Genomic DNA, 21,525 nt, shown 5'->3' with positions numbered 1-21,525 from the left:
GAAACCGGAGTCGTGGTCGTTATGAGCGAGTCATAACGACCACGACTCCGGTTTCGCGGAGCGTGGCGCCAGGGGTCAGCTGGCGTCCTGCTTCTTCAGGCGACTGACGCTGCGGGCGCGAGCGGATGCGTCCAGCTCGACCTTGCGGATGCGGACCATGCCGGGCGTGACCTCGACGCACTCGTCCTCGCGGGCGAACTCGAGGCACTCCTCGAGGGTCAGCTGCCGTGAGGGCGTCATCGACTCGAACGTGTCGGAGGTCGACTGGCGCATGTTGGTCAGCTTCTTCTCCTTGGTGATGTTCACGTCCATGTCGTCGGCGCGGGAGTTCTCGCCGATGACCATGCCCTCGTAGACCTCCTCCGTGGGGTTCACGAAGAACGTCATGCGCTCCTGGAGGGCGATGATCGCGAACGGCGTGACGACGCCCGCGCGGTCGGCCACGATGGATCCGTTGTTACGCGTGACGATGGTGCCCGCCCACGGCTCGTAGCCGTGCGAGATGGCGTTGGCGATGCCGGTGCCGCGGGTCTCGGTCAGGAACTGCGTGCGGAAGCCGATGAGGCCGCGCGAGGGCACGATGAACTCCATGCGCACCCAGCCGGTACCGTGGTTCGCCATGTTCTCCATGCGGCCCTTACGGGCGGCCATGAGCTGCGTGATTGCGCCGAGGTACTCCTCGGGGGCGTCGATCGTGAGGTGCTCGAACGGCTCGTGCACCTTGCCGTCGACCTTCCGGGTGACCACCTGCGGCTTGCCCACGGTGAGCTCGAAGCCCTCGCGGCGCATCTGCTCCACCAGGATGGCGAGGGCGAGTTCGCCGCGCCCCTGCACCTCCCACGCGTCGGGGCGGCCGACGTCGAGCACGCGCAGCGACACGTTGCCGACGAGTTCGCGGTCGAGGCGGTCCTTGACCATGCGGGCGGTGAGCTTGTGGCCCTTGACCTTGCCGACGAGTGGCGACGTGTTCGTGCCGATGGTCATGGAGATGGCGGGCTCGTCGACGGTGATGACCGGCAGGGGTCGCACGTCGTCGGGGTCGGCGAGGGTCTCGCCGATGGTGATGTCCTCGAAGCCGGCGACGGCGACGATGTCACCGGGGCCGGCGCTCTCGGCCGGGTACCGGTCGAGTGCCTTGGTGATCAGCAGTTCGGTGACGCGCACGTTGTGCACCGATCCGTCGTGCTTGACCCAGGCGACCGTCTGGCCCTTCTTGATGGTGCCGTTGAAGACACGCAGCAACGCGAGGCGGCCGAGGAAGGGGCTGGCGTCGAGGTTGGTGACGTGCGCCTGCAGCGGGTGCTCGTCGTCGTACGTCGGTGCCGGGATGTGCTCGAGAATCGCCTCGAACAGCGGCTCGAGGTCCTCGTTGTCGGGCAGCGACCCGTTCTCGGGCTTGTTCTGGCTCGCGGCGCCGTTTCGACCGGATGCGTAGACCACCGGCACGTCGAGGATGGCGTCCAGGTCGAGGTCGGGGTGCGTGTCGGCCATGTCGCTGGCGAGCCCGAGGAGGAGGTCCTGGCTCTCGGCCACGACCTCGTCGATGCGGGCGTCAGGACGGTCCGTCTTGTTCACGAGCAGGATCACCGGAAGCTTGGCCTCCAGCGCCTTGCGCAGCACGAAGCGGGTCTGCGGCAGCGGGCCCTCGCTCGCGTCGACGAGGAGAACGACGCCGTCGACCATGGAGAGGCCGCGCTCGACCTCGCCGCCGAAGTCGGCGTGGCCGGGGGTGTCGATGACGTTGATGGTGATGGGGCCGTCGTCAGCGTGCTTGCCCTTGTAGGAGATCGCCGTGTTCTTGGCGAGGATCGTGATGCCCTTTTCACGCTCGAGTTCGTTCGAGTCCATGGCGCGTTCGTCCACGTGGGAGTGGTCGGCGAAGGAGTTCGTCTGAACGAGCATGGCGTCGACGAGCGTCGTCTTGCCGTGGTCGACGTGGGCAACGATCGCTACGTTTCGAAGGTTATTGCGCGTGGCAATCGCCATAAAAAGAGTTCCTTACGAAGAATGGATGCCACAGCAAAGGGTGCGGCGAAGAAATGGACGTGCGGGCACGAAGGGGCCCAACGAACGATTCTACCGCACGCGCGCACATGCAGGCGGAGTACGGGGCGGATGCCAAGCATCGCCCCGCACTCCGCCTGCCGGCGGCGTCAGGCGCCCAGACGCAGGTTGGCGCCGGGAATGGCGTCGAGGAGGTCACGCGTGTACTGCTCGCGCGGGTTGTCGAACACCTCGTCGACGCTCGCGGCCTCGACGATCCTGCCCTTCTGCATCACGCACACCTGGTCGGCGATCACCCGCACGACGGCGAGGTCGTGCGTGATGAACACGTACGTGAGCCCGAGCTCCGACTGCAGCTCCGCCAGCAGGGTCAGGATCTGCGCCTGAACCAGCACGTCGAGGGCGGACACCGCCTCGTCGAGGATGACGATCTCGGGCTTCAGCGCGAGGGCGCGGGCGATCGCCACGCGCTGGCGCTGGCCACCGGAGAGCTCGTTCGGGTACCGGGTGGCCAGCGCCGACGGCAGCGCCACCTGCTCGAGCAGCTCGTCCACGCGAGCCCGACGCGACGCGCGGTCGCCGACCTTGTGCACGAGGAGCGGCTCGGCGATGGTGTTGCCGATGTTGCGGAGCGGGTCGAGGGAACCGTACGGGTCCTGGAAGACCGGCTGCATCTTGCGGCGGAGGCCCAGCAGGTCCCGACCGGCGAGCGGCGCGATGTTGGCGCCGTCGATGTCGATGCGCCCACTCGTGGCTTCCTCGAGGCGAAGCAGCAGCTTCGCCACCGTCGACTTTCCGGAGCCGGACTCGCCGACGAGCGCCATCGTGGTTCCGCGCTCGACCGAGAAGGACACGTCGTCGACGGCCTTGAAGTGCTTGCCCTCGCCCTTCTCACCGCGGATCTTGAACACCTTGGTGAGCGAGTCCACGACGATCGCGGATTCGTGGCGGTGCGGGGCGGCCTGCTTCTCGGCGCGGTTCTCGGCGGCCTCGATGAGGTCGACGTGCGCACCGGCGTCGGTCTCCTGGTGCTGCAGGTGGCCAAGTGCCGCGCCGGACGCCTGGATGCGGCGGGAGGCGAGGCTCGGGGCGGCGGCGACGAGTCGCTGCGTGTACGGGTGCTGCGGGTTCTCGAGGATCTCCCGCGACGGCCCGGACTCCACCACCTTTCCCTTGTACATCACCACGAGCTGCTCGGCCCGCTCGGCGGCCAGGCCGAGGTCGTGCGTGATGAACAGCACCGCGGTGCCGATGTCACGGGTGAGCGTCTCAAGGTGGTCGAGGATGACGCGCTGCACGGTGACGTCCAGGGCGGAGGTGGGCTCGTCGGCGATCAGCAGGCGCGGTCGCGAGGACAGCCCCATGCCGATGAGCACGCGCTGGCGCATGCCTCCCGAGAACTGGTGCGGGAACTGGCGCATACGGGTGTCGGCATCCGCAAGGCCCGCCTCCTTCAGCACCTGGATGGCGTGCTTCTTGACGTCCTTGCCGCTGGCGATGCCGTTGGCACGGATGGCCTCCTCGACCTGGAAGCCGATGCTCCAGACCGGGTTGAGGTTCGACATCGGATCCTGCGGCACGAAGCCGATGTTGCGACCACGCACGTCCTGCATCTGGTGCTCGGTCAGCTTGGCGAGGTCCTGCCCGTCGAAGAGCACCTCACCGCCGGTGATCCGGCCGGAACCGGGCAGCAGATTGATGATGGCGTGCGCCGTGGTGGACTTGCCCGAGCCGGACTCCCCCACGATCGCGAGGGTCTGGCCGGGCATGAGGGTGATGTCGATGCCGTTGACGGCGGGGACCAGGCCACGCTGGGTCTGGAAACCGACCTGCAGGTTCTTGATCTCCAGCAGGGGGCGGTCGAGGTCGGTAAGCGTCTGGCTCATCGGAGGGCCCTCGCCTTCGGGTCGAGTGCGTCGCGGGCGACCTCGCCGAGCGAGATGAACGCGAAGACGGTCACGGACAGGGCGATGGACGGCAGAATCAGCGTCTGCGGGGCGATCCGCAGGTCGCTCTGCGCCTGGTTGATGTCATTGCCCCACGACATGATGTCGCCGCCGAGCCCGACGCCGAGGAACGAGAGGCTCGCCTCGGCGACGATCGCGGCCGCCAGGGAGATCGTCGTGATGACGATGACCGGCGCGATGGAGTTGGGGAGCACGTGCTTCAGCAGGATCTTGAAGCGCGAGAGCCCGAGCGCGGTGGATGCCATCACGAAGTCGGCGTTCTTCACCCTGAAGATCTCGGCTCGGAGCACGCGGGCCGTCGATGGCCACGCGAAGATGCCGATGGCCAGCGAGATGCTCCACACGCTTCGATACTCCGCAAGCACGGTCATGATGACGACGGCGGCCAGGATGTAGGGAATCGAGAAGAAGATGTCGCCCACGCGGGAGAGCACCGAGTCGATCCATCCGCCGTAGAAGCCGGAGAACGCTCCGAACAGCAGGCCGAGCACGGTCGTGAGCGCGATCACGATGAACCCAACAGCCAGCGACGTGGACGTGCCGTGGATGATGCGCGAATAGATGTCGCAGCCCTGCTTCGTGAAGCCGAGCGGATGCCCCGGCGCCGGTCCCGCATTGCTGTCGGCCAGGTGGCAGTCGTGGTTCGGCGGCACGCTCGTGAAGAGGTTCGGGAACAGTGCGACGGCGACCACCAGCAGGATGACCGCGGCCGAGATCCAGAACAGGGGCCGACCGCGCAGGTCCCGCCAGGCGTCCAGCCACAGGTTGCTGCGCTCTTCGGACACCTTCACGGTGTCGACGCCGACCAGAGGGGTCTCCTCGAGTGGGGCGACGTAATGGGTGTTACTTGACATAGCGGATCCTTGGGTCGAGCAGACCGTAGAGCAGGTCCACCAGAAGATTGACGACGAGGTAGATCAGCACCATCACGGTGACGAAGGAGACCACCGTTGGTCCCTCCCCACGGATGATGGCCTGGTAGAGCGCGTTTCCCACGCCGGGGACGTTGAAAATGCCCTCGGTGATCGTCGCGCCGACCAGCAGCACGCCGAAGTCGGTGCCGAGGTAGGTGACCACCGGGATGAGCGAGTTGCGCAGGATGTGCACGGGCACGACGCGTCGGGTTCGGAGGCCCTTGCTGTAGGCGGTGCGCACGAAGTCCAGCGTCGTCGTCTCGATCACGGAGGCCCGGGTGAGCCGGACGATCTGGGCGAAGGCCACGCTCGCCAGCACGAGTGCCGGCATGATCAGCTCCGGTATCGGTGCCGTGGAGCTCACCGTGGTGCGTGCCACCCCCAGCCAGACGCCGAAGACGTACTGGGCGACGAAGGCGATAACGAAGATCGGCAGCGAGATGAGGATCAGGCTCACGACGAGGGAGCTGGCGTCGAACAGCTTGCCCTTGCGCAGGCCCGAGATCAGGCCGACCGCGATGCCGAGAATGGTCTCGAAGATGAGCGCCATGATGGCCAGGCGGATCGTCACGGGGAACGTGCGGGCCAAGATCTCGGTGACGGGCTCTCCCGAGAAGGAGATGCCGAAGTCGCCGCGAAGCAGGCCGCCCATGTAGATGAGGTACTGCACGATGAACGGCTGGTCCAGGTGGTACTGGGCTCGCAGCTGTGCGAGGACGGCCGGGTTGGGGGTCCGGTCACCGAACAGGGCGAGAAGCGGGTCGCCCGGCATGGCGAAGACCATGAAGTAGATGAGGAAGGTGGTTCCCAGGAAGACGGGAATCGCCTGAAGGATGCGTCTGAAGATGTAACCGGTCATGGGGCGGCTATGCCTGCCGATCGGGGTTAATAAGCATGCGTTGAAAGAACCTAACTCTTATCGGGCGACCGCCGCCGATGGCGGCAGCCCGCGCGGAGACCATGTTACTGCCTCGGCTGAATGCTGATGCCGGAATGTACGGCTTGGCATGAGGAAGGGGCGATGGCGCTTGTGCCATCGCCCCTTCGTGTCAGAGCGGGAGACTAGCTCTTGGTGATCTCGTAGTAGAGCGGAACGGAGTTCCAGCCGAAGTGCACGTCCTGCACCTTCTCGCCGTAGCCACCGGTCACGTTGGAGTACCACAGCGGGATCGCCGGCAGGTCCTTCAGCAGGATCTCCTGAGCCTTCTGGAAGTCCGCGTTGGCGGCGTCCAGGTCGCTCTCGGAGGAGCCCTTCTTCAGCAGCGCGTCGAACTCGGGGTTCGAGTAGTCACCGTCGTTGGAGCCCGCGTTGGTCGCGTAGAGCGGTCCGAGGAAGTTGAACAGACCCGGGTAGTCGGCCTGCCATCCGGTGCGGAACGCGGTCTCGATCTTGCGGTCGGTGATCAGCGTACGAGCCTCGGCGAACGTCGGGTACGGCTTTCCGGCGGCGTCGATGTTCAGCACGTTCTTGATGCTGTTGCACACTGCGTCGACCCAGCCCTGGTGGCCGCCGTCGGCGTTGTAGGCGATCTTGAAGGAACCCGACCACGGGGAGATCTTGTCGGCCTGGGCCCACAGCTCCTTCGCCTTGTCCGGGTTGAACTTCAGCACGTCGGCGCCTTCGAGACTGTCGCTCCAGCCGTCGATGACGGGAGAGGTGAAGTCGGATGCGGGGGTGCGGGTGTCCTGGAAGATCACCTTGGTGATCTCCGGGCGGTTGATCGCCATGGAGAGGGCCTGGCGACGGAGCTGGCCCTCTTCGCCCACGAAGTGCTTGAACGCGTCGGGGTTCGAGTAGTTCGAGGTGTCCGACGGGATCGTGAAGGACTGGAAGATCGCGGCCGGCTGGTTCACCGCGCGGTCGCCCAGGTCGCTCTTGTAGGTTCCGAAGGCGCTGTCCGGAAGGGCGTCGAGGACGTCGAGGTTGCCACCGAGCAGGTCGGAGTACGCAGCACCCTGGTCGGCGTAGAAGACGAACGTGAGCCCGCCGTTCTTGGCCTTGCGGCCGCCGTCGTAGTCGGGGTTGACCACGAGGTCGATCTTGGCGTTGTGCTTCCACGCACCGTCGCCGGCCAGCTTGTACGGGCCGTTGCCGACCGGGTTCTCGCCGAACGCCTTCATGTCGTCGAACGCCGACGCGGGCAGCGGGTAGAACGCCGAGTAGCCGAGGCGCAGCGGGAAGTCAGCAAGCGCGGACTTGAGCTTGATGGTGAAGGTGTTGTCGTCGACGACCTTCAGGCCGGTCAGCTTGCTGTCCTTGTCGTAGCTGAAGCCCTCGATGTCCTCGAAGAAGTAGCTGCTGAGCTGGGCGTTGCTGAGCAGGGCGCCGTAGTTCCAGGCGTCCACGAAGCTGTTCGCCGTGACGGGCTCACCGTTGGTGAACTTCTGGCCCGGCTTGATCTTGACGGTGTAGGTGATGTTGTCGTCGGTGGTGATCGACTCCGCGACGTCGTTGTGCGGGGCACCCTTCTCGTCGTAGTAGACCAGACCCGCGAAGATCGAGTCCAGGATCTTGCCGCCACCGGTTTCGTTGGTGTTGGTCGGGATCAGCGGGTTCTGCGGCTCGGAGCCGTTCGCAGTGATGATGGCGGTCGAATCCGCCTTCGTCGTGGCGGCCGTGTCGTTGGAGCCTCCGCTGGCGCAGCCGGAAAGCGTCAGGGCGCTTGCCGCTGCGAGAGCAATGGCAGCGACGCCAAGTCTCTTGATTCTCAATGTTCCTCCTGTGCAAAGTGGGCGGGAAGCACGGCTTTTGGCCGGGCAACGCCAGATGCCACGACTCTAAACTGCGCTTCCCCTCACTCCAAACTCGATGGTGGGAATCGTTACAGGTTGTTAATGAAATTCGGTCGATTTCGCGCGTCTGCGCACAAATCCTGCGTCCGAGGCCGGAATATGACGATTTCTCAGCGTGAGATGATGGATCGATGAGCGTAGAAGCGTCCACCCTTCCTAGCGGCATCGGCCGTCGAAGCCGGGCCTGGTGGGAGATCGGCATCGTCCTCGGGCTCTCGCTCGGCGCATCCGCCGTCTATTCGGTCGTTGCGATCATCGCTCGGCTCACCGCCGAGACGCCGCTCGCGAAGCAGTCCGCGACGCTGAACCCGTCGCAGTCGCCCCGCGAGTGGCTCGACCTCACCTACCAGCTTCTCGGCGTCGTCTTCGACCTGGCACCGGTGCTGCTCGTGCTGTACCTGCTCTGGTTGCCGGGCCGCAACGCGTTCCGGCGGCTCGGCTTCGACGCGTCGCGGCCGGGTAAGGACCTTGCCACCGCCGGCGGCCTGCTGCTGCTGATCGGAATCCCCGGCATCGGCCTCTATCTCGCCGGGCGCGCCCTCGGCCTCACCGTTGCCGTGGTGGCCGCTCCCCTGCCCGAATACTGGTGGTCGATCCCGGTCCTCATCCTCTCGGCGCTGCGCGCGGCGCTCACCGAGGAGCTCATCGTCGTCGGCTACCTGTTCACCCGGCTCGCCGAGCTCGGCTGGCCGAAGTGGCGGATCATCGTGGCGTCGGCGGTGCTGCGCGGCAGTTACCACCTCTACCAGGGCATCGGGCCGTTTGTGGGCAATGTGGCGATGGGCGTCGTGTTCGGCTGGTGCTACGCGCGCTGGGGACGCACGGTGCCGCTCGTCGTCACGCACTGGATGCTCGACATCATCTCGTTCGTCGGGTATCCGCTGGCCCTCGCCTGGTGGCCGGCCCTCTTCGCCCCCGCCTCCTGACTCCCGACTGCCTCCCCTCGCCCCAGCACCTCCGCGTGAGGGGCCAAGATGTCCTAGTGTCGACGCCGTTGCACTAGGAAAAGCCGACCCCTCACGCGAGGCGGCGCGCGACGGGTCGCGCGGCGCGCGCGAGGGCGACGAGAGCGCGGGCTAGGCGAAGGCCTCGGGCGGTGGGCAGGCGCAGAACAGGTTGCGGTCGCCCCAGGCCTGGTCGATGCGGCGCACCGGCGGCCAGTATTTGCCGCGAACCAGGCCGGGCACCGGGTACACGGCGAGGGTGCGGTCGTACGGATGCTCCCACGCGCCGTCGATGACGGACTCCGCGGTGTGCGGCGCGTTCCGCAGCGGATTGTCCTCCCGCGGCCACCGGCCGGCGCCGACGGCATCCGCTTCGGCCTTGATCGCCTTCATCGCGGCGATGAACCGGTCGATCTCGGCGAGGTCCTCGCTCTCGGTGGGCTCGACCATCAGCGTGCCGGGCACCGGGAAGCTCATGGTGGGCGCGTGGAAACCGTAGTCGATGAGGCGCTTGGCCACGTCGTCGACGGTGACGCCGGTCTCGGCGGTCAGCGGTCGCAGGTCGAGGATGCACTCGTGCGCGACGAGGCCGTTGTCGCCCGCGTACAGCACCGGGAAGTCGTTCTGCAGCTCGGCGGCCACGTAGTTGGCGGCCAGCACCGCAGCGCCCGTCGCCTCCCGCAGCCCGTCGGCGCCCATGAGGCGCACATACGCCCACGAGATCGGCAGGATGCCGGGGCTGCCGTATGGCGCGGCCGACACCGGCGCGCCGCCATGCACGACGCTGCCTCCCCCGGCCAGCGGATGCCCGTCGTCCTGCGCCATCGCGTGGCCCGGCAGGAACGGCGCCAGGTGCGCCTTCGCCGCGACCGGCCCGACGCCGGGTCCCCCGCCGCCGTGGGGGATGCAGAACGTCTTGTGCAAGTTGAGGTGCGACACGTCGCCGCCGAAGTCGCCGAACCGGGCGAAGCCGAGCAGCGCGTTGAGGTTGGCGCCGTCTATGTAGACCTGTCCGCCGGCGTTGTGCACCGCCTGGCAGATCGCGGTCACCTCGTGCTCGTACACCCCGTGCGTCGAGGGGTAGGTGATCATGAGCGCCGCGAGGCGCTCGGCGTTCTCCGCGACCTTCGCGCGCAGGTCGTCCAGATCGACGTTGCCGAGGTCGTCGCAGGCGACCACGACGACGCGCATGCCGGCCAGCACAGCGGATGCCGCGTTGGTGCCGTGCGCGCTCGACGGGATCAGGCAGACGGTGCGGGCGTCATCGCCCCGGGAGCGGTGGTACCCGGCGATCGCGTTGAGGCCCGCGAGCTCCCCCTGGCTGCCCGCGTTCGGCTGCAGCGACACCGAGTCGTACCCGGTCAGCTGCCCGAGCCAGCTCTCCAGCTGGCCGACGAGCTCGAGGTAGCCCTGCACGTCGGCGCGCGGCGCGAACGGGTGGATGCCTGCGAACTCGGGCCAGGTGATGGCCTCCATCTCGGTGGCGGCGTTGAGCTTCATGGTGCACGACCCGAGCGGGATCATGCCCCGGTCGAGCGCGTAGTCCTCGTCGGCGAGCCGCTTGAGGTAGCGCATCATGCTCGTCTCGGAGCGGTGGGTGTTGAAGACCGGGTGGCCGAGGTAGTCCACAGCGCGGCGCAGCCCCTCCGGCAGCGACGCCGTCGGTTCCGTGCCGGCCGCGGGCGCCGCACCGAATGCGGCCGTGACCGCGGCGACGTCCGCGGCATCCGTGGTCTCGTCGACCGCGATGCCCACGAGGTCGGCGCCCGCGAGTCGCAGGTTGACGCCGCGCTCGCGGGCCTGATGGACAACGGATGCCGCCCGCCCGGGAACGCGTGCGAGGAGCGTGTCGAAGAAGTCGTCGTGCACGAGCTCGATGCCCGACGACCGGAGGCCCGCCGCGATCTGGCGGGCACGCCGGTTCACCTGTTCGGCGATCGCGCGCAGTCCGTCGGGGCCGTGGTAGACGGCGTACATGGCCGCCATGACGGCCAGCAGCACCTGCGCCGTGCAGATGTTCGAGGTGGCCTTGTCGCGACGGATGTGCTGCTCGCGCACCTGGAGTGCCAGCCGGTAGGCGGGGTGGCCGGCCGCGTCCACGCTCACCCCGACGAGGCGGCCGGGGAGCTGCCGCTCGAGCCCCGCCCGCACGGCGAGGTACCCGGCGTGCGGGCCGCCGAAGCCCATGGGCACCCCGAAGCGCTGGCTGGTGCCGACGGCCACGTCGGCACCGAGCACACCCGGTGCGGTGATCATGGTGAGGGCGAGCAGGTCGGCGGCGGCGACCGCGAGCGCCCCCTGCGCGTGCGCGGAGGCGAAGAGCGCCGACGGGTCCCACACCCGCCCTGACGCGCCGGGGTACTGCACCACCAGGCCGAAGTATTCGCCCAGTCCGGCGCCGTCGCCCGCCGCCGCCAGGTCGACGTCGACGAGCTCGATGCCGAGCGCCTCGGCGCGGCCGGCGAGGACCAGTCGGGTCTGCGGCAGCACGTCGGTGTCGACGAGGAAGCGGCGCGACGCGCCCTTGGAGGCGCGGCGGGCCAGGAGCATCGCCTCGGCGACGGCGGTCGCCTCGTCGAGCATCGACGCGTTGGCCGTGGCGAGCCCGGTGAGGTCGGCGACCATGGTCTGGAAGTTCAGCAGCGCCTCGAGCCGGCCCTGGGAGATCTCGGGCTGGTAGGGGGTGTACGCCGTGTACCAGCTCGGGTTCTCGAGCACGTTGCGCTTGATGACGGCCGGCGTGATGGTGTCGTAGTAGCCGAGACCGATCATGGAGCGTGCCACGCGGTTCTTCGCCGCCAGCGCCCGCAGCTCGCGGATGGTCTCCCGTTCGCTCAGCGGGTCGGGAAGCGATCCTGCCGGGTCGAACCGGTTGGCGTGGATCGCCGGCGGAACGGCGGCGTTCACGAGATCGGTGACCGAGGCGTAGCCGACCGCGGCGAGCATGCGGGACTGGGCCGCGGCATCCGTGCCGATGTGGCGGGTGGTGAACGACGGTGACATGTGCGGAGAACCCATCAGTGGCTGTTGTTCCTGCTCTTCGGTGGCGAAAGTCGGCGGTGCTATTCGGCGGTGAGCGCCGCGTACTCGCTGTGGCTGAGCAACGTGGGCAGGCTCGTGAACGACACGCGCACCAGCCAGCCGGCGCCGAACGGGTCGCTGTTGACCAGTTCCGGCGATGCGACGACGCCATCGTTGGTCTCGACGACCCTGCCGTCGACGGGCGCGAAGATCTCTCCGACGGATTTCGTCGACTCGATCTCGCCGATGACGGTGCCGGCCGTCACATCGGTGCCCGCTGCCGGCAGGTCGACGAAGACGACGTCGCCGAGCTTCTCGGCGGCGTAGGCGGTGATGCCGATCGTGGCGGTGTCGCCGTCGACCCGCACCCATTCATGCTCGGCGGTGTACTGGAGTGATTCCTGATCGGTCATGGTGTCCTCTTCTCTGGCTGGCTTGGGGGGTGCTATTTCTGGCGGGTGTAGAACGGGAGCCGGGTGACCTCGGCGGGAATGAGGGTGCCGCGCACGTCGATGGCCACTCGCGTGCCGGGGGCGGCCCGGTGCGGCGCGACGTAGGCCATCATGACCGGGTGCCCCAGGGTCGGCGACAGCGCGCCGCTCGTGACGACGCCCACCGGTTCCGCGGCCGTCCCGCCCGTGCTGGCGGCGTCGTCCCGCACGGCGTAGCCGGCGCGCCCCGCACGCCGGCCCTCGGCCACGAGCCCGACCAGCACCGGTGCGTCGGCGGCCGGTCCCTCCTCGCTGGCGGCGCGGCCGACGAAGTCGGTGGGCTTCGCGAGGTTGACCACGCGGCCGAGTCCCGCCTGGGCAGGGAACGTGGTCGCGGAGAGCTCGTGGCCGTACAGCGGCATGCCGGCTTCGAGTCGCAGGGTGTCGCGGCTGGCCAGGCCCGCGGGCACGAGGCCGGAGGCCTGCCCGGCGGACAGGAGGCTGTCCCACAGGCCGGCGGCGGCATCCGCTGCGATGTAGAGCTCGAAGCCGTCTTCGCCGGTGTACCCGGTGCGGGCGATGAGCACGGGGTCGCCCTGGAAGCGGGCTGTGGTCGACCGGTAGTACCGGAGGTCGCCGAGGTCGGCTCCGGTCAGGCCCGGTGTCGCCTCGAGAACGGCACGCGACGCCGGACCCTGCACGGCCACCAGGGCGATGTCGTCGCTCGTGTCGGTGACGGCGGCGTCGAACCGGGCGGCGCGCTCCTGCAGCGCACTGACCGCCGCGGCGCGATTGCCCGCGTTCGCGACCACGAGGTAGTCATTGTCGTGCAGCCGGTAGACCACCACATCGTCGATGATGCCGCCGGCCTCGTTCAGCAGCAGGCTGTACTTGGCCTGGCCGAGCTGAACGGCCGAGAGCATGCCCGCAAGTGCATAGTCGAGGAAGGCCGGCGCGTCGGGGCCGGAGACCCTGATCTCGGCCATGTGCGACAGATCGAAGAGACCCGCCGCCGTGCGCACGGCGTGGTGTTCGGCGAGGTCGCTGGAGTAGCGCACGGGCATGTTCCAGCCCGCGAAATCCGTGAACAGGGCGCCGGCCGCCTCGTGGCGGTCGTGCAGCGGGGAGAGACGGGGAGCGGGAGTGTCGGCTGCCGAGGTCATGGGTTCTCCGGTGGTCGCCGGCGGATGCCGGGTGAGAGTCTCCGGGCTCGATCGAGCCAGGATGGACTCCCCCTCTGTCATCTCAGCCTGAGAGCTTCGTCACCTCGGTGCGGAGGCGACTTTCACCGTGGGCGAGCTGCGGCGAGCGCAGCTGCTTTTCAGAGCGGCCAGTCCGATGCGGTACGCGTACCTGAGAGATTGTCGGGGAGGATTGCTCCTTCGGTGCCGATCCGCCTGACGGTGACCGGCTCTCCCGCATCGGCCTATGTGGCCCGATATCAAGTTGTGGTGGCGCAGGCCCAGCCTACTGCCTCACGGGCCCGGTGGCGGTAGCGTCGGCGACAGGAGGTGGCAGCGTGAGCGAGAAGCGGCGCAGGGAGCTGGGCGACAACGACGCCCCGATCGAGCAGGAGCTCCAGGAGACCTTCGACGGCACCATTGAGCGGGGCGCGGAACGGCTGCATCGGGCCTTCCGCCACATCGCGCTGACCGGATTCTTCGGCGGGCTCGACATCGGGCTCGGGGTCATGGCCTACCTGGCTGTGCTGCACGAGACCGGCGAGCACCTTCTGGCCGGCCTCGCGTTCAGCGTCGGCCTCGTCGCGCTGCTGCTGGGCCAGAGTGAACTGTTCACCGAGAACTTCCTGATGCCGGTGGCCGCCCTCGTCGCCCGGCAAGGCACCCTGCTGCAGCTCGTCAAGCTCTGGGGCGTCACGCTGGTCGGCAATCTCGCCGGCGGCTGGCTCATCATGTGGATCATCACGACCGCCTTCCCGCAGTGGGCACCGACCCTGGTCGAGGCCGCCCACCAGTATGTCGACGTGCCGATCTCCCTGCCGGCGATCGCGCTCGCGCTGCTCGGTGGCAGCACCATCACGCTCATGACGGGGATGCAGCAGGGCACAACGTCGGATGTGGCGAAGATCGTCGCCACGGTGATCGCCGGCTTCCTACTGGCCGGCCTCGGCTTGTTCCACTCGATCCTCGACTCGCTGCTAATCTTCGGTGCGATCCAGTCCGGCGCCGATATCAGCTACCTGCAATGGCTGGGCTGGTTCGGGTACACCCTCCTGTTCAACATCGTGGGCGGCCTGGCGCTCGTGACGGCGCTGCGGCTCGTTCGCACCAAGGAGCTCGTGGAGGAGCAGCGGGCCTCCCCCAAGAAATAGCCACAGGCAGGGGATGCACGTTCACGCGGATTCGCAAGCCCCATGCGGGATCGGGCACACCGGACAACAATGGGGTGCATGAAGGCCATTCACTACGCCGGGGAGACGGTCCTCACGGGCGACGCCATTGCCGATGCTCTCGTGCTCTATGCGGGCGCGCTTGCCCGCCGCGAAACGGCGGCGACGGTCGACATCCCCGTGCGGTACCCGGACGGCACAGTGGACCTCGCCAGCGTGCTCCTGGGGCCCGCGAGCCAGATGGTGGCGATTCCCGAGCACTCCGACGCCGACGAGCTCGTGGACGACGCGCTCGTGGCGTGGATGCTGCGCCAGACCAAGGCCCTCGAGGACCCACGGCCGCAAGTGGCGTCGGATCGCGAGGGCACCGTCATCGACGATTTCGACCTGCCCTGAGGCGGTCACGCCGGTCACAATCCGACACTTGCTCGACTTCGGTTCGACATCGGGCCGCCGGCGACGTATATTCGGTTTCCACCTGATCGTCAACCGCCTTACCCGGAGCGGGAGCACCTCTTAGCCTCGGGACTGGCGGACCCTGACCGGGTGTCCACCCGAGCATAGGAGCCCGAATGACTGCAATGGCGCAATCACATGGCATCGTCGACGACGACCTCGAGCTGGCGGCGCTGTCGCCCACCGAGTGGCGCGTCACCAACCGGCACGTCGCGCTCGACGACGCCCGCTCGCTCGTCGCCTTCGTCGAGAAGGTCGGCAACGGCTACGAACTGATGCGGTTCGGCGACCCGATCGAGTTCGGGCGGTTCGCCAGCCTGGACGCCGTCCTCGGCCACCTGGCCGGGCACGTCGCATCCGCTGGCTCGGCCGCCGGGCGAACGGTTGCCCGGGTCACCGACCTGGCGTCGGTGCGCCGGTCACACCTGGCTCAGGAGAAATGACAGCGTGAAGCCGAGGGCGGTGAGGAGTCCCACCCTCGGTCCGCCCCGCTCGAAGGCCTCCGGCATCATCGTGTCGGCCAGCATGGTGATGATGGCGCCGGCCGCGAAGGCCTGCACGGCGCCCTGAACGGCCGCGGGCGCGAGGCCCAGCAACAGGTAGCCGAGCAGGGACGACAGCGCGGAGGCGACGGTGACGGCCAGCCACAGCAGCAGGATGTACCGGGTGGAGCGGCCGCTCTTGCGCATGCCGGCCGACGACGACCAGCCCTCGGGGATGTTGGAGAGGAAGACCGCGGTGACCATCGGCAGTCCGACCGAACCGCCGCCGAGCAGGGTGATGCCGATCGCCGCCGACTCCGGGACGCCGTCGAGCATCGCCCCGAGCGCGAGGGCGAGTCCCCCGCTGCCCTCGACATTCTTCTGCGGGCTCCCCTTCGAGCGCAGACGCACCGACGACCGCGTGCGACGCCGGGTTCCGTGCCGGTCGAGGATGGTGTCTCCGGCGAAGAACGCAAGCGCGCCGAGCGCCAGCCCGACAGTCACGGCGAGGACGCCGCCCTTGTCGAAGGCCTCCCGTGTGAGCGAGAAGGCGAGCGCGCTGATGAGCACCCCGGCCCCGAACGCCATCACAGCGCCGATCACTTTCGACGAGACCCGCCAGTAGATGCCGGCGAGGGCGCCGAGGAACACCGCCCCGCCGGCGACCCCTCCCCAGAAGAGAGCCCACCACATCGTCAGGACGACGGATTCTCCACGGGTGTGCCGTCAGGGTCGGTGGCCAGCCCCGGGTCCTCGCCGAGGTCCGGGTCGCTCCGAAGACCCGGGTCTCCGGGCGGCGGCTCGGACGGGTTGTCGGTGTGCGGGTCCCCCGGCACACCCAGTGGTGGCTGTTCGATGCCCGGATCGCTCATGGTCGCGCCCCTCTCCAGTGGTCGGCAACTGCCGCTCTTCACGCTACGCCCGTCACGCCCCTTCGGGAGGGTGCCGCAGGAACTCGATCCGTTCCGCCAGGTACGCCTCGAACGGCCACGCTGTCTCGTGCCCACCCGGAGGTCCCCACCGCACCAGGGCGCCTCCCTCGCTGAGGAAGAGCGGGCCGTCGGCGATCCGCAGGCTCCCGGGGTCGAGGTCGATGACGCGGGCGTGGAAATTGACCGTCTCCCCCGCGGCGAACGGGCCGCGCTGGGCCGCCGCGCGGTAGACACGGCGCTTCTCGGTCGACGCCGCAGTGTGACCGGGGTGCCCGGGCGGCACCGCCCGCGTCGTCGTGCCCGCCTGGTACAGAACGCCCTGGCGGTCGAGGAGGAAGACACCGAGTCGCCAGACCCGGCCGAGCGGCACCATGACCGCCTTCCGCGGCAGCAGGAACACCCGCCGCGGCGGGACGAACGCGGCGAGCGCCTCGTCGGGCACAGCCTCGCCGACCAGCCGGGCCACGGCATCCGCAATGGCCTGACGGATGCGTGCGACGACCAAGTCGTCCCGAGCGTCGGTGGTCATGTGCCCGCCCTACTTGTGGAGCTGCTCGTCGGGGTTGCCGCCGTCGGTGTCGATGTGGTCGCCGCCCTTGCCCCCCGTGCCCGTCTTCGCCGTGTCGGCGCCCTCCTGGGAGGCCGCACTCTTGTTCTCGTGGCCCCGGTCCTCGTTCTCGGAACCCCTGCCGCGGTCATCGCGTTCGCCCTGCTCCGCCATCGCTCCTCCTTCGGTCGTCGTCCGGTCTGTGCTTCTTGAGCGCACCTGCCGGCCGCTCCCTCCCGAGTCTCGACCGGGTCGCTCCCGCGTGCAATGCCCCCGGCAGCACGCCGATGTCAGCGACCGCGCTTTGCACGACGACGTTCACGCCAGCTCATGGCGTCGTACGCCGCCTGCTCCCGCTGCCGCTGCTCGTCCCGCTCACGCTGACGGGCCGCCCGGCGCTCCCGCCACCGGGCGAGTTCCTCCTCCACGTCGCGGGTCGGCGTGATGACGGGTGGGCCGCCCAGCAGCTGTCGCCGGGCTTCGATGACGCGCTGGTTGAAATCCTCGAGGATCCCGCGCACGGCGGTCTCCGAACCGGCCTCGTCGAGACGGGCGTCGAGCGCGGCGTCCTCGGTGCGCAGCGTGAGGGCGGGCGGTCCGAGGCCGGTGATCTTCTCGCGTTCGATCTTCTGCCGGATCCACCAGTCGGGGTCGTAGCTCTGCTGCAGGCCGCTGAGGGGCTTGCCGGCGCCCGGCAGGTCGTCGAACTCCCCGCGCCGGATCGCCTGCTGGATGAGCACCTCGACGTACTGGGCGCGTTCGGTCATGGTCGGCTGCCCCGTGGCGTCATCCTGAGCTGGGGGCTCGTTCGCTGCGTCATCGGCCGGCGACAATCGGTCGACCCGGTAGCGGGCGGCATTGAGCCGGGCGTCGCTGTGCCCCTTCTTGCGGCTCATGCGACCAGCCTAGGTTGGCACCGTCGTCGGGTCGAGGGACCTCTGGCGGCTCTCCCGGCGATCTGCGAGGCTGGGAGCCACCAGCGCAGAAGGGGAACAACCATGAATGACACGGACCCGAACAGCCCTGAGACCGGCGCCCAGACGCCGACAACGGAGACGCCGACGACGGAGACGTCGACGACGCAGACGCCGACAACGGATGCCGCGGCGCCTGCCCCGACGCCTCCCGCGGACGCGGAGGGCGATGTGCTGCGGGACGAGATCGAGAGCATCCACGCGATCGGCGAGGACCAGTAGCGTCGACGGGCATGGCCACCATCTACTACGCGGCGAGCTCGCTCGACGGCTTCATCGCCGACCCCGACAACTCGCTGTCCTGGCTGCTCACCCGCGATGTCGATGCGTCTGGCCCGATGGGATATGACGCCTTCATCGCATCCGTCGGTGCCCTCGCCATGGGCGCAACGACCTACCAGTGGCTCCTCGACCACGACGACGGCCGCTGGCCGTACGCGATGCCGTGCTGGGTTTTCACGCACCGCGACCTGCTTGGCCGTGACGGGGACATCCGCTTCACGTCCGCCGACCCAGCGGCGGTGCACGCCGAGATGGCCGAAGCGGCGGATGAGCAGAACATCTGGCTCGTCGGGGGCGGCGACCTGGTGGGTCAGTTCGCGGATGCCGGCTGTCTCGACGAGGTCTGGGTGCAGTACGCGCCGGTGACACTCGGCTCCGGTGCCCCGCTGCTCCCCCGCCGCATCGAGTTCCGCCTGGAGGAGCTGGCCAAGAACGGCGAGTTCGCCTGCGCGCGCCTCGCTGTCGTCGGCTGACCGGCTCAGGCGCTCACCCGGCAGGGATCAGGGCTTCCTGGACAAGGCGGCGTCGCCCGCGGCCCGGCCCCGGAAGCGGCGATGCACCGCCTGCCTCGACACGCCCAGGGCCGCCGCAATCCCTTCCCAGCTGACTCGGGCGGCACGAGCCTGCATGACGTGGAAATACTCACGCTCGTCCAGCTGTCGCCTCGCGTCGGCGACTCCGCGAAGTGCTTTGAGATGGTCGGCGCCCGTGGGCTCCGGCTCCCTGGCATTCACCGTGCTGATCATGACGTCAACCTACGTTGACGAACGCCAATCTGTCAATACTTGTTGACAGATTGGGGGGTGGAACGACAGCGCTTCAGCCCTTCACGTTGTAACGGAGGTAGGCGACGCCGCTCGTGAAGCGCCGCTCCTCGAGCAGGTCCAGCGCCACGCGGATGCCGCGGGGATAGGCCGGGGTGCCGCCACCGATCAGCCAGGGCACGGCGAAGACCTCCACCTCGTCCACGAGTCCGCTCGCGAGCGCCTGGCCCGCCAGGTCCGGACCGCCCACGCTGATGTCCCTGCTCGACGAATCCTTCATCGCGCGCACCGCGTCCGCATCGAAGTCGTGCTCGATTCTGGTTCTCGGGTCCGGCACGGACTCCAACGTTCTGGAGTAGACGACTTTGTCGGCATCCCGCCAGATGCCGGCGTAGTCCCACATGACGGGTGGCTCACCTTCCAGCGGCACGGTATCCCACCAGGCCATCACCTCGTACAGCTTGCGCCCGCAGAGGAACGTGCCGATGCGGCGCTGCGTGTCGTTGACGAAGGCATGCACCTCCTCGTCGGGTGCTGCCCAGGAGAAGTCGCCGCTTTCATCTGCCACGTAGCCATCGAGCGACGTGATCGTCGAATACACCAACCGCGCCATCGTGCCCTCCGCTCGCCTGAACCGGTCCGGAATGGGCTCGGTCCGTTCATGCCGTCCGTCGTGCGCTCGACAGTAGCAACCCGAGCAGCATCCGCGCCAGAGCCCCAGGCAGGTGCCGGATCAGCCTTCGAGGCGTCGCTGTGCCGAACGCAGGAGCGGACTATGGTGAGGGCGTGAGCCCGACGACGAGCAAGGCCGAGGTGCTGGACATCGGCGGCCGCGAGGTGAGCATCTCGCATCCCGACAAGGTGGTCTTCCCCGAGCCGGGGCTCACGAAGCTTGACCTGGTGCGGTATTACCTGGCCGTCGCTGATGGCGCGCTCCGCGGCGCCGCGGGTCGACCGATGGTGCTGAAGCGTTTCGTCAAGGGCATCGGGCAGGAGGCGTTCTTTCAGAAGCGCGCGCCGGAGAAGCGACCCGACTGGATCGAGACCGTGACGCTGCAGTACGCGTCGGGCAACTCCGCCGAGGAGGTGGTGGTGCGGGATGCGGCGGCGCTGGCGTGGATCGTGAACCTCGGGTGCATCGACCTGAATCCGCACCCGGTCCGCGCCGAGGATCTCGACCACCCGGACGAGCTGCGGGTGGATCTTGATCCCATGCCCGGGGTCGACTGGCGGCAGATCGTCGACGTGGCGATGGTGGCCCGCGACGTGCTCACCGCCCACGGGCTCGTCGGCTGGCCGAAGACGTCGGGATCGCGTGGCATCCACATCTCTGCGCGGATCCAGCCGCGCTGGGACTACCGCCAGGTGCGGCTGGCCGCCGAGACGCTGGCGCGGGAGGTCGAGCGACGTGCGCCGGGCCTCGCCACCGCGAAATGGTGGAAGGAGGAGCGGGGTGAAAGCGTGTTCGTCGACTTCAACCAGAATGCGAAAGACCGGACCGTGGCATCCGCCTACTCGGTGCGATCCCTGCCCGACGCGCGCGTCTCGACCCCGCTGGACTGGGACGAGGTGCCGACGTGCCGGCCCGATCAGTTCACCGTCCTCACGGTTCCGGGCCGGTTCATGGAACGCGGCGACCCGGCTGCCGGAATCGATGCGGCTGCGGGCAGCCTCGACTCGCTGCTCGCCCTGGCAGACGAGCTCGGCCCCGCCGAGAAGCCGCCGAAGTCTGCCGGGGCATCCGGCCGGCGGGCGTCGCTGATACCGCTGATCGAGGTCGCCCGCGCGAAGACCAAGCCCGAGGCGCTTGAAGGCCTGGACCGGTGGAAGTCCAAGCACCCCGACGTGGTGCCGCTCCTTGAACCTGCCGACGTGCTGGTCGACGGGATGCGCGGCTCCAGCTCGCTCTGGTATCGCATCCGGGTGAACCTGCAGCACGTGCCGGAGAACGAGCGGCCTTCGCAGGCGGAGCTCGAGGTCGATTACGACCCGTGGGCGGGCAAGAACGCTACCCGCTGAGTGGCACCGCCAGCGCAGTTCCGTCCTCACCAGGCTTGTTTGCGTCGGACTTGTACACAAACCGAGGCAGGCTGGCTTTCTACAGGAGCGCCAGCGAGCAACCTGATGCCATGGGAATCCGCTACTGCGCATATCCGATCACCCGGGACGAATATCCACGCGCGCTCGCCACCCCCAGTCTGTTCCTCTCGCAGGATCCGCTTATGGATGCATGGGGTCCTCAGGATCTCCGCTCCGAGGTGCTCTACCTGGATAAGTGCTGGTCATATTTGCAGACGCTCTTCAGCCCACTGCCCGGCGAGCTCCCACGGCCCGCGTTCCATCTCGTCGTGGGGCAGGTGACTCATACACGGACAGGGTGGATCTCCTACCAGCGGGCGCTGAGCCCAGACGAAGTCGATCGTGTCGCCACGGACTTGGCCCAATTCGATGACGCCACTATCAGTGCGCGGCTGACGGGCATCGATATGTTCAACGAGCCCTCCGACAGAAAGGTGGCATACGTCGCGCAATATCTCTCGAGCGCACGGGAATACACCGCGCGGCTGGCCGAGGACGGACGTGGCCTGGTCTACATGATCGGGTGAGTGTCCTGTCACGGCAGGCGGAACGCCATGCGACCTGGCGGATCACGCCAACCCAATG

At 68.3% G+C, this 21,525-nt stretch carries 23 protein-coding genes and 2 riboswitches; of the genes, 8 read left to right on the top strand and 15 right to left on the bottom strand.

The window, feature by feature from the left end:
* Positions 1-75 precede the first annotated feature (75 nt).
* From typA to EEJ31_RS06250, 5 genes are all read right to left on the bottom strand, one after another.
* On the bottom strand, positions 76-1,986 hold the full coding sequence (typA, locus tag EEJ31_RS06270) for a translational GTPase TypA (protein WP_123045437.1): 1,911 nt from the start codon (positions 1,984-1,986) through the stop codon (positions 76-78).
* A gap of 167 nt (positions 1,987-2,153) precedes the next feature.
* Entirely contained in the window at positions 2,154-3,890 is a 1,737-nt protein-coding gene (locus EEJ31_RS06265) for a dipeptide ABC transporter ATP-binding protein (protein ID WP_123045436.1), read from the bottom strand.
* The gene (locus EEJ31_RS06260) at positions 3,887-4,825 is read right to left on the bottom strand and encodes an ABC transporter permease (RefSeq protein ID WP_123045435.1); all 939 of its coding nucleotides are present in this window, start codon (positions 4,823-4,825) and stop codon (positions 3,887-3,889) included. Before EEJ31_RS06260 ends, EEJ31_RS06265 begins: the two co-directional genes overlap by 4 nt.
* A complete protein-coding gene (locus tag EEJ31_RS06255) occupies positions 4,815-5,744 on the bottom strand; it encodes an ABC transporter permease (RefSeq protein ID WP_123045434.1) in 930 nt (309 codons plus the stop codon). The genes EEJ31_RS06260 and EEJ31_RS06255 overlap by 11 nt, the downstream gene beginning before the upstream one ends.
* A 203-nt stretch (positions 5,745-5,947) precedes the next feature.
* On the bottom strand, positions 5,948-7,597 hold the full coding sequence (locus tag EEJ31_RS06250; protein WP_123045433.1) for a peptide ABC transporter substrate-binding protein: 1,650 nt from the start codon (positions 7,595-7,597) through the stop codon (positions 5,948-5,950).
* A 212-nt stretch (positions 7,598-7,809) separates the two neighbouring features.
* Here EEJ31_RS06250 and EEJ31_RS06245 point away from each other — a divergent pair, with 212 nt between their 5' ends.
* Positions 7,810-8,604: a CPBP family intramembrane glutamic endopeptidase gene (locus EEJ31_RS06245; protein ID WP_123045432.1), complete on the top strand. Its 795-nt coding sequence runs from the start codon at positions 7,810-7,812 to the stop codon at positions 8,602-8,604.
* A gap of 150 nt (positions 8,605-8,754) precedes the next feature.
* Here the strand turns inward: EEJ31_RS06245 and gcvP are convergent, their stop codons facing one another.
* The 3 genes from gcvP to gcvT are packed head-to-tail and all read right to left on the bottom strand — an operon-like array spanning position 8,755 to position 13,237.
* Positions 8,755-11,625, bottom strand: a complete 2,871-nt coding sequence (gene gcvP / locus EEJ31_RS06240) for an aminomethyl-transferring glycine dehydrogenase (RefSeq protein WP_123045431.1) — start codon at positions 11,623-11,625, stop codon at positions 8,755-8,757.
* Between the two features lie 59 nt (positions 11,626-11,684).
* Entirely contained in the window at positions 11,685-12,056 is a 372-nt protein-coding gene (gene gcvH, locus EEJ31_RS06235) for a glycine cleavage system protein GcvH (protein ID WP_123045430.1), read from the bottom strand.
* Positions 12,057-12,088: 32 nt separating this feature from the next.
* Positions 12,089-13,237 (bottom strand): glycine cleavage system aminomethyltransferase GcvT, encoded by a 1,149-nt coding sequence (gcvT, locus tag EEJ31_RS06230; RefSeq protein WP_123045429.1) that lies wholly within the window; start codon positions 13,235-13,237, stop codon positions 12,089-12,091.
* A gap of 67 nt (positions 13,238-13,304) precedes the next feature.
* Positions 13,305-13,404, bottom strand: a riboswitch (glycine riboswitch).
* 1 nt (position 13,405) lies between these two features.
* A riboswitch (glycine riboswitch) is annotated at positions 13,406-13,503 on the bottom strand.
* A gap of 90 nt (positions 13,504-13,593) precedes the next feature.
* Here gcvT and EEJ31_RS06225 point away from each other — a divergent pair.
* From EEJ31_RS06225 to EEJ31_RS06215, 3 genes are all read left to right on the top strand, one after another.
* Positions 13,594-14,406, top strand: coding sequence for a formate/nitrite transporter family protein (locus EEJ31_RS06225; RefSeq protein ID WP_123045428.1), 813 nt, complete (start codon positions 13,594-13,596; stop codon positions 14,404-14,406).
* Between the two features lie 78 nt (positions 14,407-14,484).
* Entirely contained in the window at positions 14,485-14,820 is a 336-nt protein-coding gene (locus tag EEJ31_RS06220) for a hypothetical protein (protein ID WP_123045427.1), read from the top strand.
* 176 nt (positions 14,821-14,996) lie between these two features.
* On the top strand, positions 14,997-15,323 hold the full coding sequence (locus EEJ31_RS06215) for a hypothetical protein (RefSeq protein WP_148040137.1): 327 nt from the start codon (positions 14,997-14,999) through the stop codon (positions 15,321-15,323).
* Here the strand turns inward: EEJ31_RS06215 and EEJ31_RS06210 are convergent.
* From EEJ31_RS06210 to EEJ31_RS06195, 5 genes are all read right to left on the bottom strand, one after another.
* Positions 15,300-16,055, bottom strand: coding sequence for a ZIP family metal transporter (locus tag EEJ31_RS06210; RefSeq protein WP_123045425.1), 756 nt, complete (start codon positions 16,053-16,055; stop codon positions 15,300-15,302). The two genes, EEJ31_RS06215 and EEJ31_RS06210, sit on opposite strands and share 24 nt — an antisense overlap.
* Before the next feature lie 2 nt (positions 16,056-16,057).
* Positions 16,058-16,234 (bottom strand): hypothetical protein, encoded by a 177-nt coding sequence (locus EEJ31_RS13855; RefSeq protein ID WP_158603913.1) that lies wholly within the window; start codon positions 16,232-16,234, stop codon positions 16,058-16,060.
* Positions 16,235-16,286: 52 nt separating this feature from the next.
* Positions 16,287-16,823: a hypothetical protein gene (locus EEJ31_RS06205; protein ID WP_123045424.1), complete on the bottom strand. Its 537-nt coding sequence runs from the start codon at positions 16,821-16,823 to the stop codon at positions 16,287-16,289.
* A gap of 9 nt (positions 16,824-16,832) precedes the next feature.
* Positions 16,833-17,015: a hypothetical protein gene (locus EEJ31_RS06200; protein WP_123045423.1), complete on the bottom strand. Its 183-nt coding sequence runs from the start codon at positions 17,013-17,015 to the stop codon at positions 16,833-16,835.
* Between the two features lie 116 nt (positions 17,016-17,131).
* On the bottom strand, positions 17,132-17,737 hold the full coding sequence (locus EEJ31_RS06195; protein ID WP_123045422.1) for a DnaJ family domain-containing protein: 606 nt from the start codon (positions 17,735-17,737) through the stop codon (positions 17,132-17,134).
* Positions 17,738-17,839: 102 nt separating this feature from the next.
* On the opposite strand from EEJ31_RS06195, the gene EEJ31_RS06190 reads away from it, so the two are divergent.
* Both EEJ31_RS06190 and EEJ31_RS06185 read left to right on the top strand, forming a co-directional pair.
* Positions 17,840-18,037 (top strand): hypothetical protein, encoded by a 198-nt coding sequence (locus EEJ31_RS06190; RefSeq protein WP_123045421.1) that lies wholly within the window; start codon positions 17,840-17,842, stop codon positions 18,035-18,037.
* Between the two features lie 11 nt (positions 18,038-18,048).
* The gene (locus EEJ31_RS06185; RefSeq protein WP_123045420.1) at positions 18,049-18,570 is read left to right on the top strand and encodes a dihydrofolate reductase family protein; all 522 of its coding nucleotides are present in this window, start codon (positions 18,049-18,051) and stop codon (positions 18,568-18,570) included.
* A 27-nt stretch (positions 18,571-18,597) separates the two neighbouring features.
* On the opposite strand, the gene EEJ31_RS06180 is transcribed toward EEJ31_RS06185, so the two are convergent.
* Together EEJ31_RS06180 and EEJ31_RS06175 are read right to left on the bottom strand one after the other, a co-directional pair.
* Positions 18,598-18,843, bottom strand: coding sequence for a helix-turn-helix domain-containing protein (locus EEJ31_RS06180; RefSeq protein WP_123045419.1), 246 nt, complete (start codon positions 18,841-18,843; stop codon positions 18,598-18,600).
* Between the two features lie 73 nt (positions 18,844-18,916).
* Complete coding sequence (locus tag EEJ31_RS06175) at positions 18,917-19,474, bottom strand: dihydrofolate reductase family protein (RefSeq protein ID WP_123045418.1); 558 nt, start codon at positions 19,472-19,474, stop codon at positions 18,917-18,919.
* Between the two features lie 173 nt (positions 19,475-19,647).
* On the opposite strand from EEJ31_RS06175, the gene ligD reads away from it, so the two are divergent.
* Positions 19,648-20,880, top strand: coding sequence for a non-homologous end-joining DNA ligase (gene ligD / locus EEJ31_RS06170; protein WP_123045417.1), 1,233 nt, complete (start codon positions 19,648-19,650; stop codon positions 20,878-20,880).
* A gap of 110 nt (positions 20,881-20,990) precedes the next feature.
* Positions 20,991-21,467, top strand: a complete 477-nt coding sequence (locus EEJ31_RS06165) for a DUF1877 family protein (RefSeq protein ID WP_123045416.1) — start codon at positions 20,991-20,993, stop codon at positions 21,465-21,467.
* Positions 21,468-21,525 lie beyond the last annotated feature (58 nt).

The organism is Cryobacterium tepidiphilum, from assembly GCF_003716325.1.
GTDB classification, from domain to species: Bacteria; Actinomycetota; Actinomycetes; order Actinomycetales; family Microbacteriaceae; genus Cryobacterium; species Cryobacterium tepidiphilum.
The sequence above is the reverse complement of the archived record's forward strand: the minus strand, read 5'-3'. Positions and strand labels throughout refer to the sequence as shown.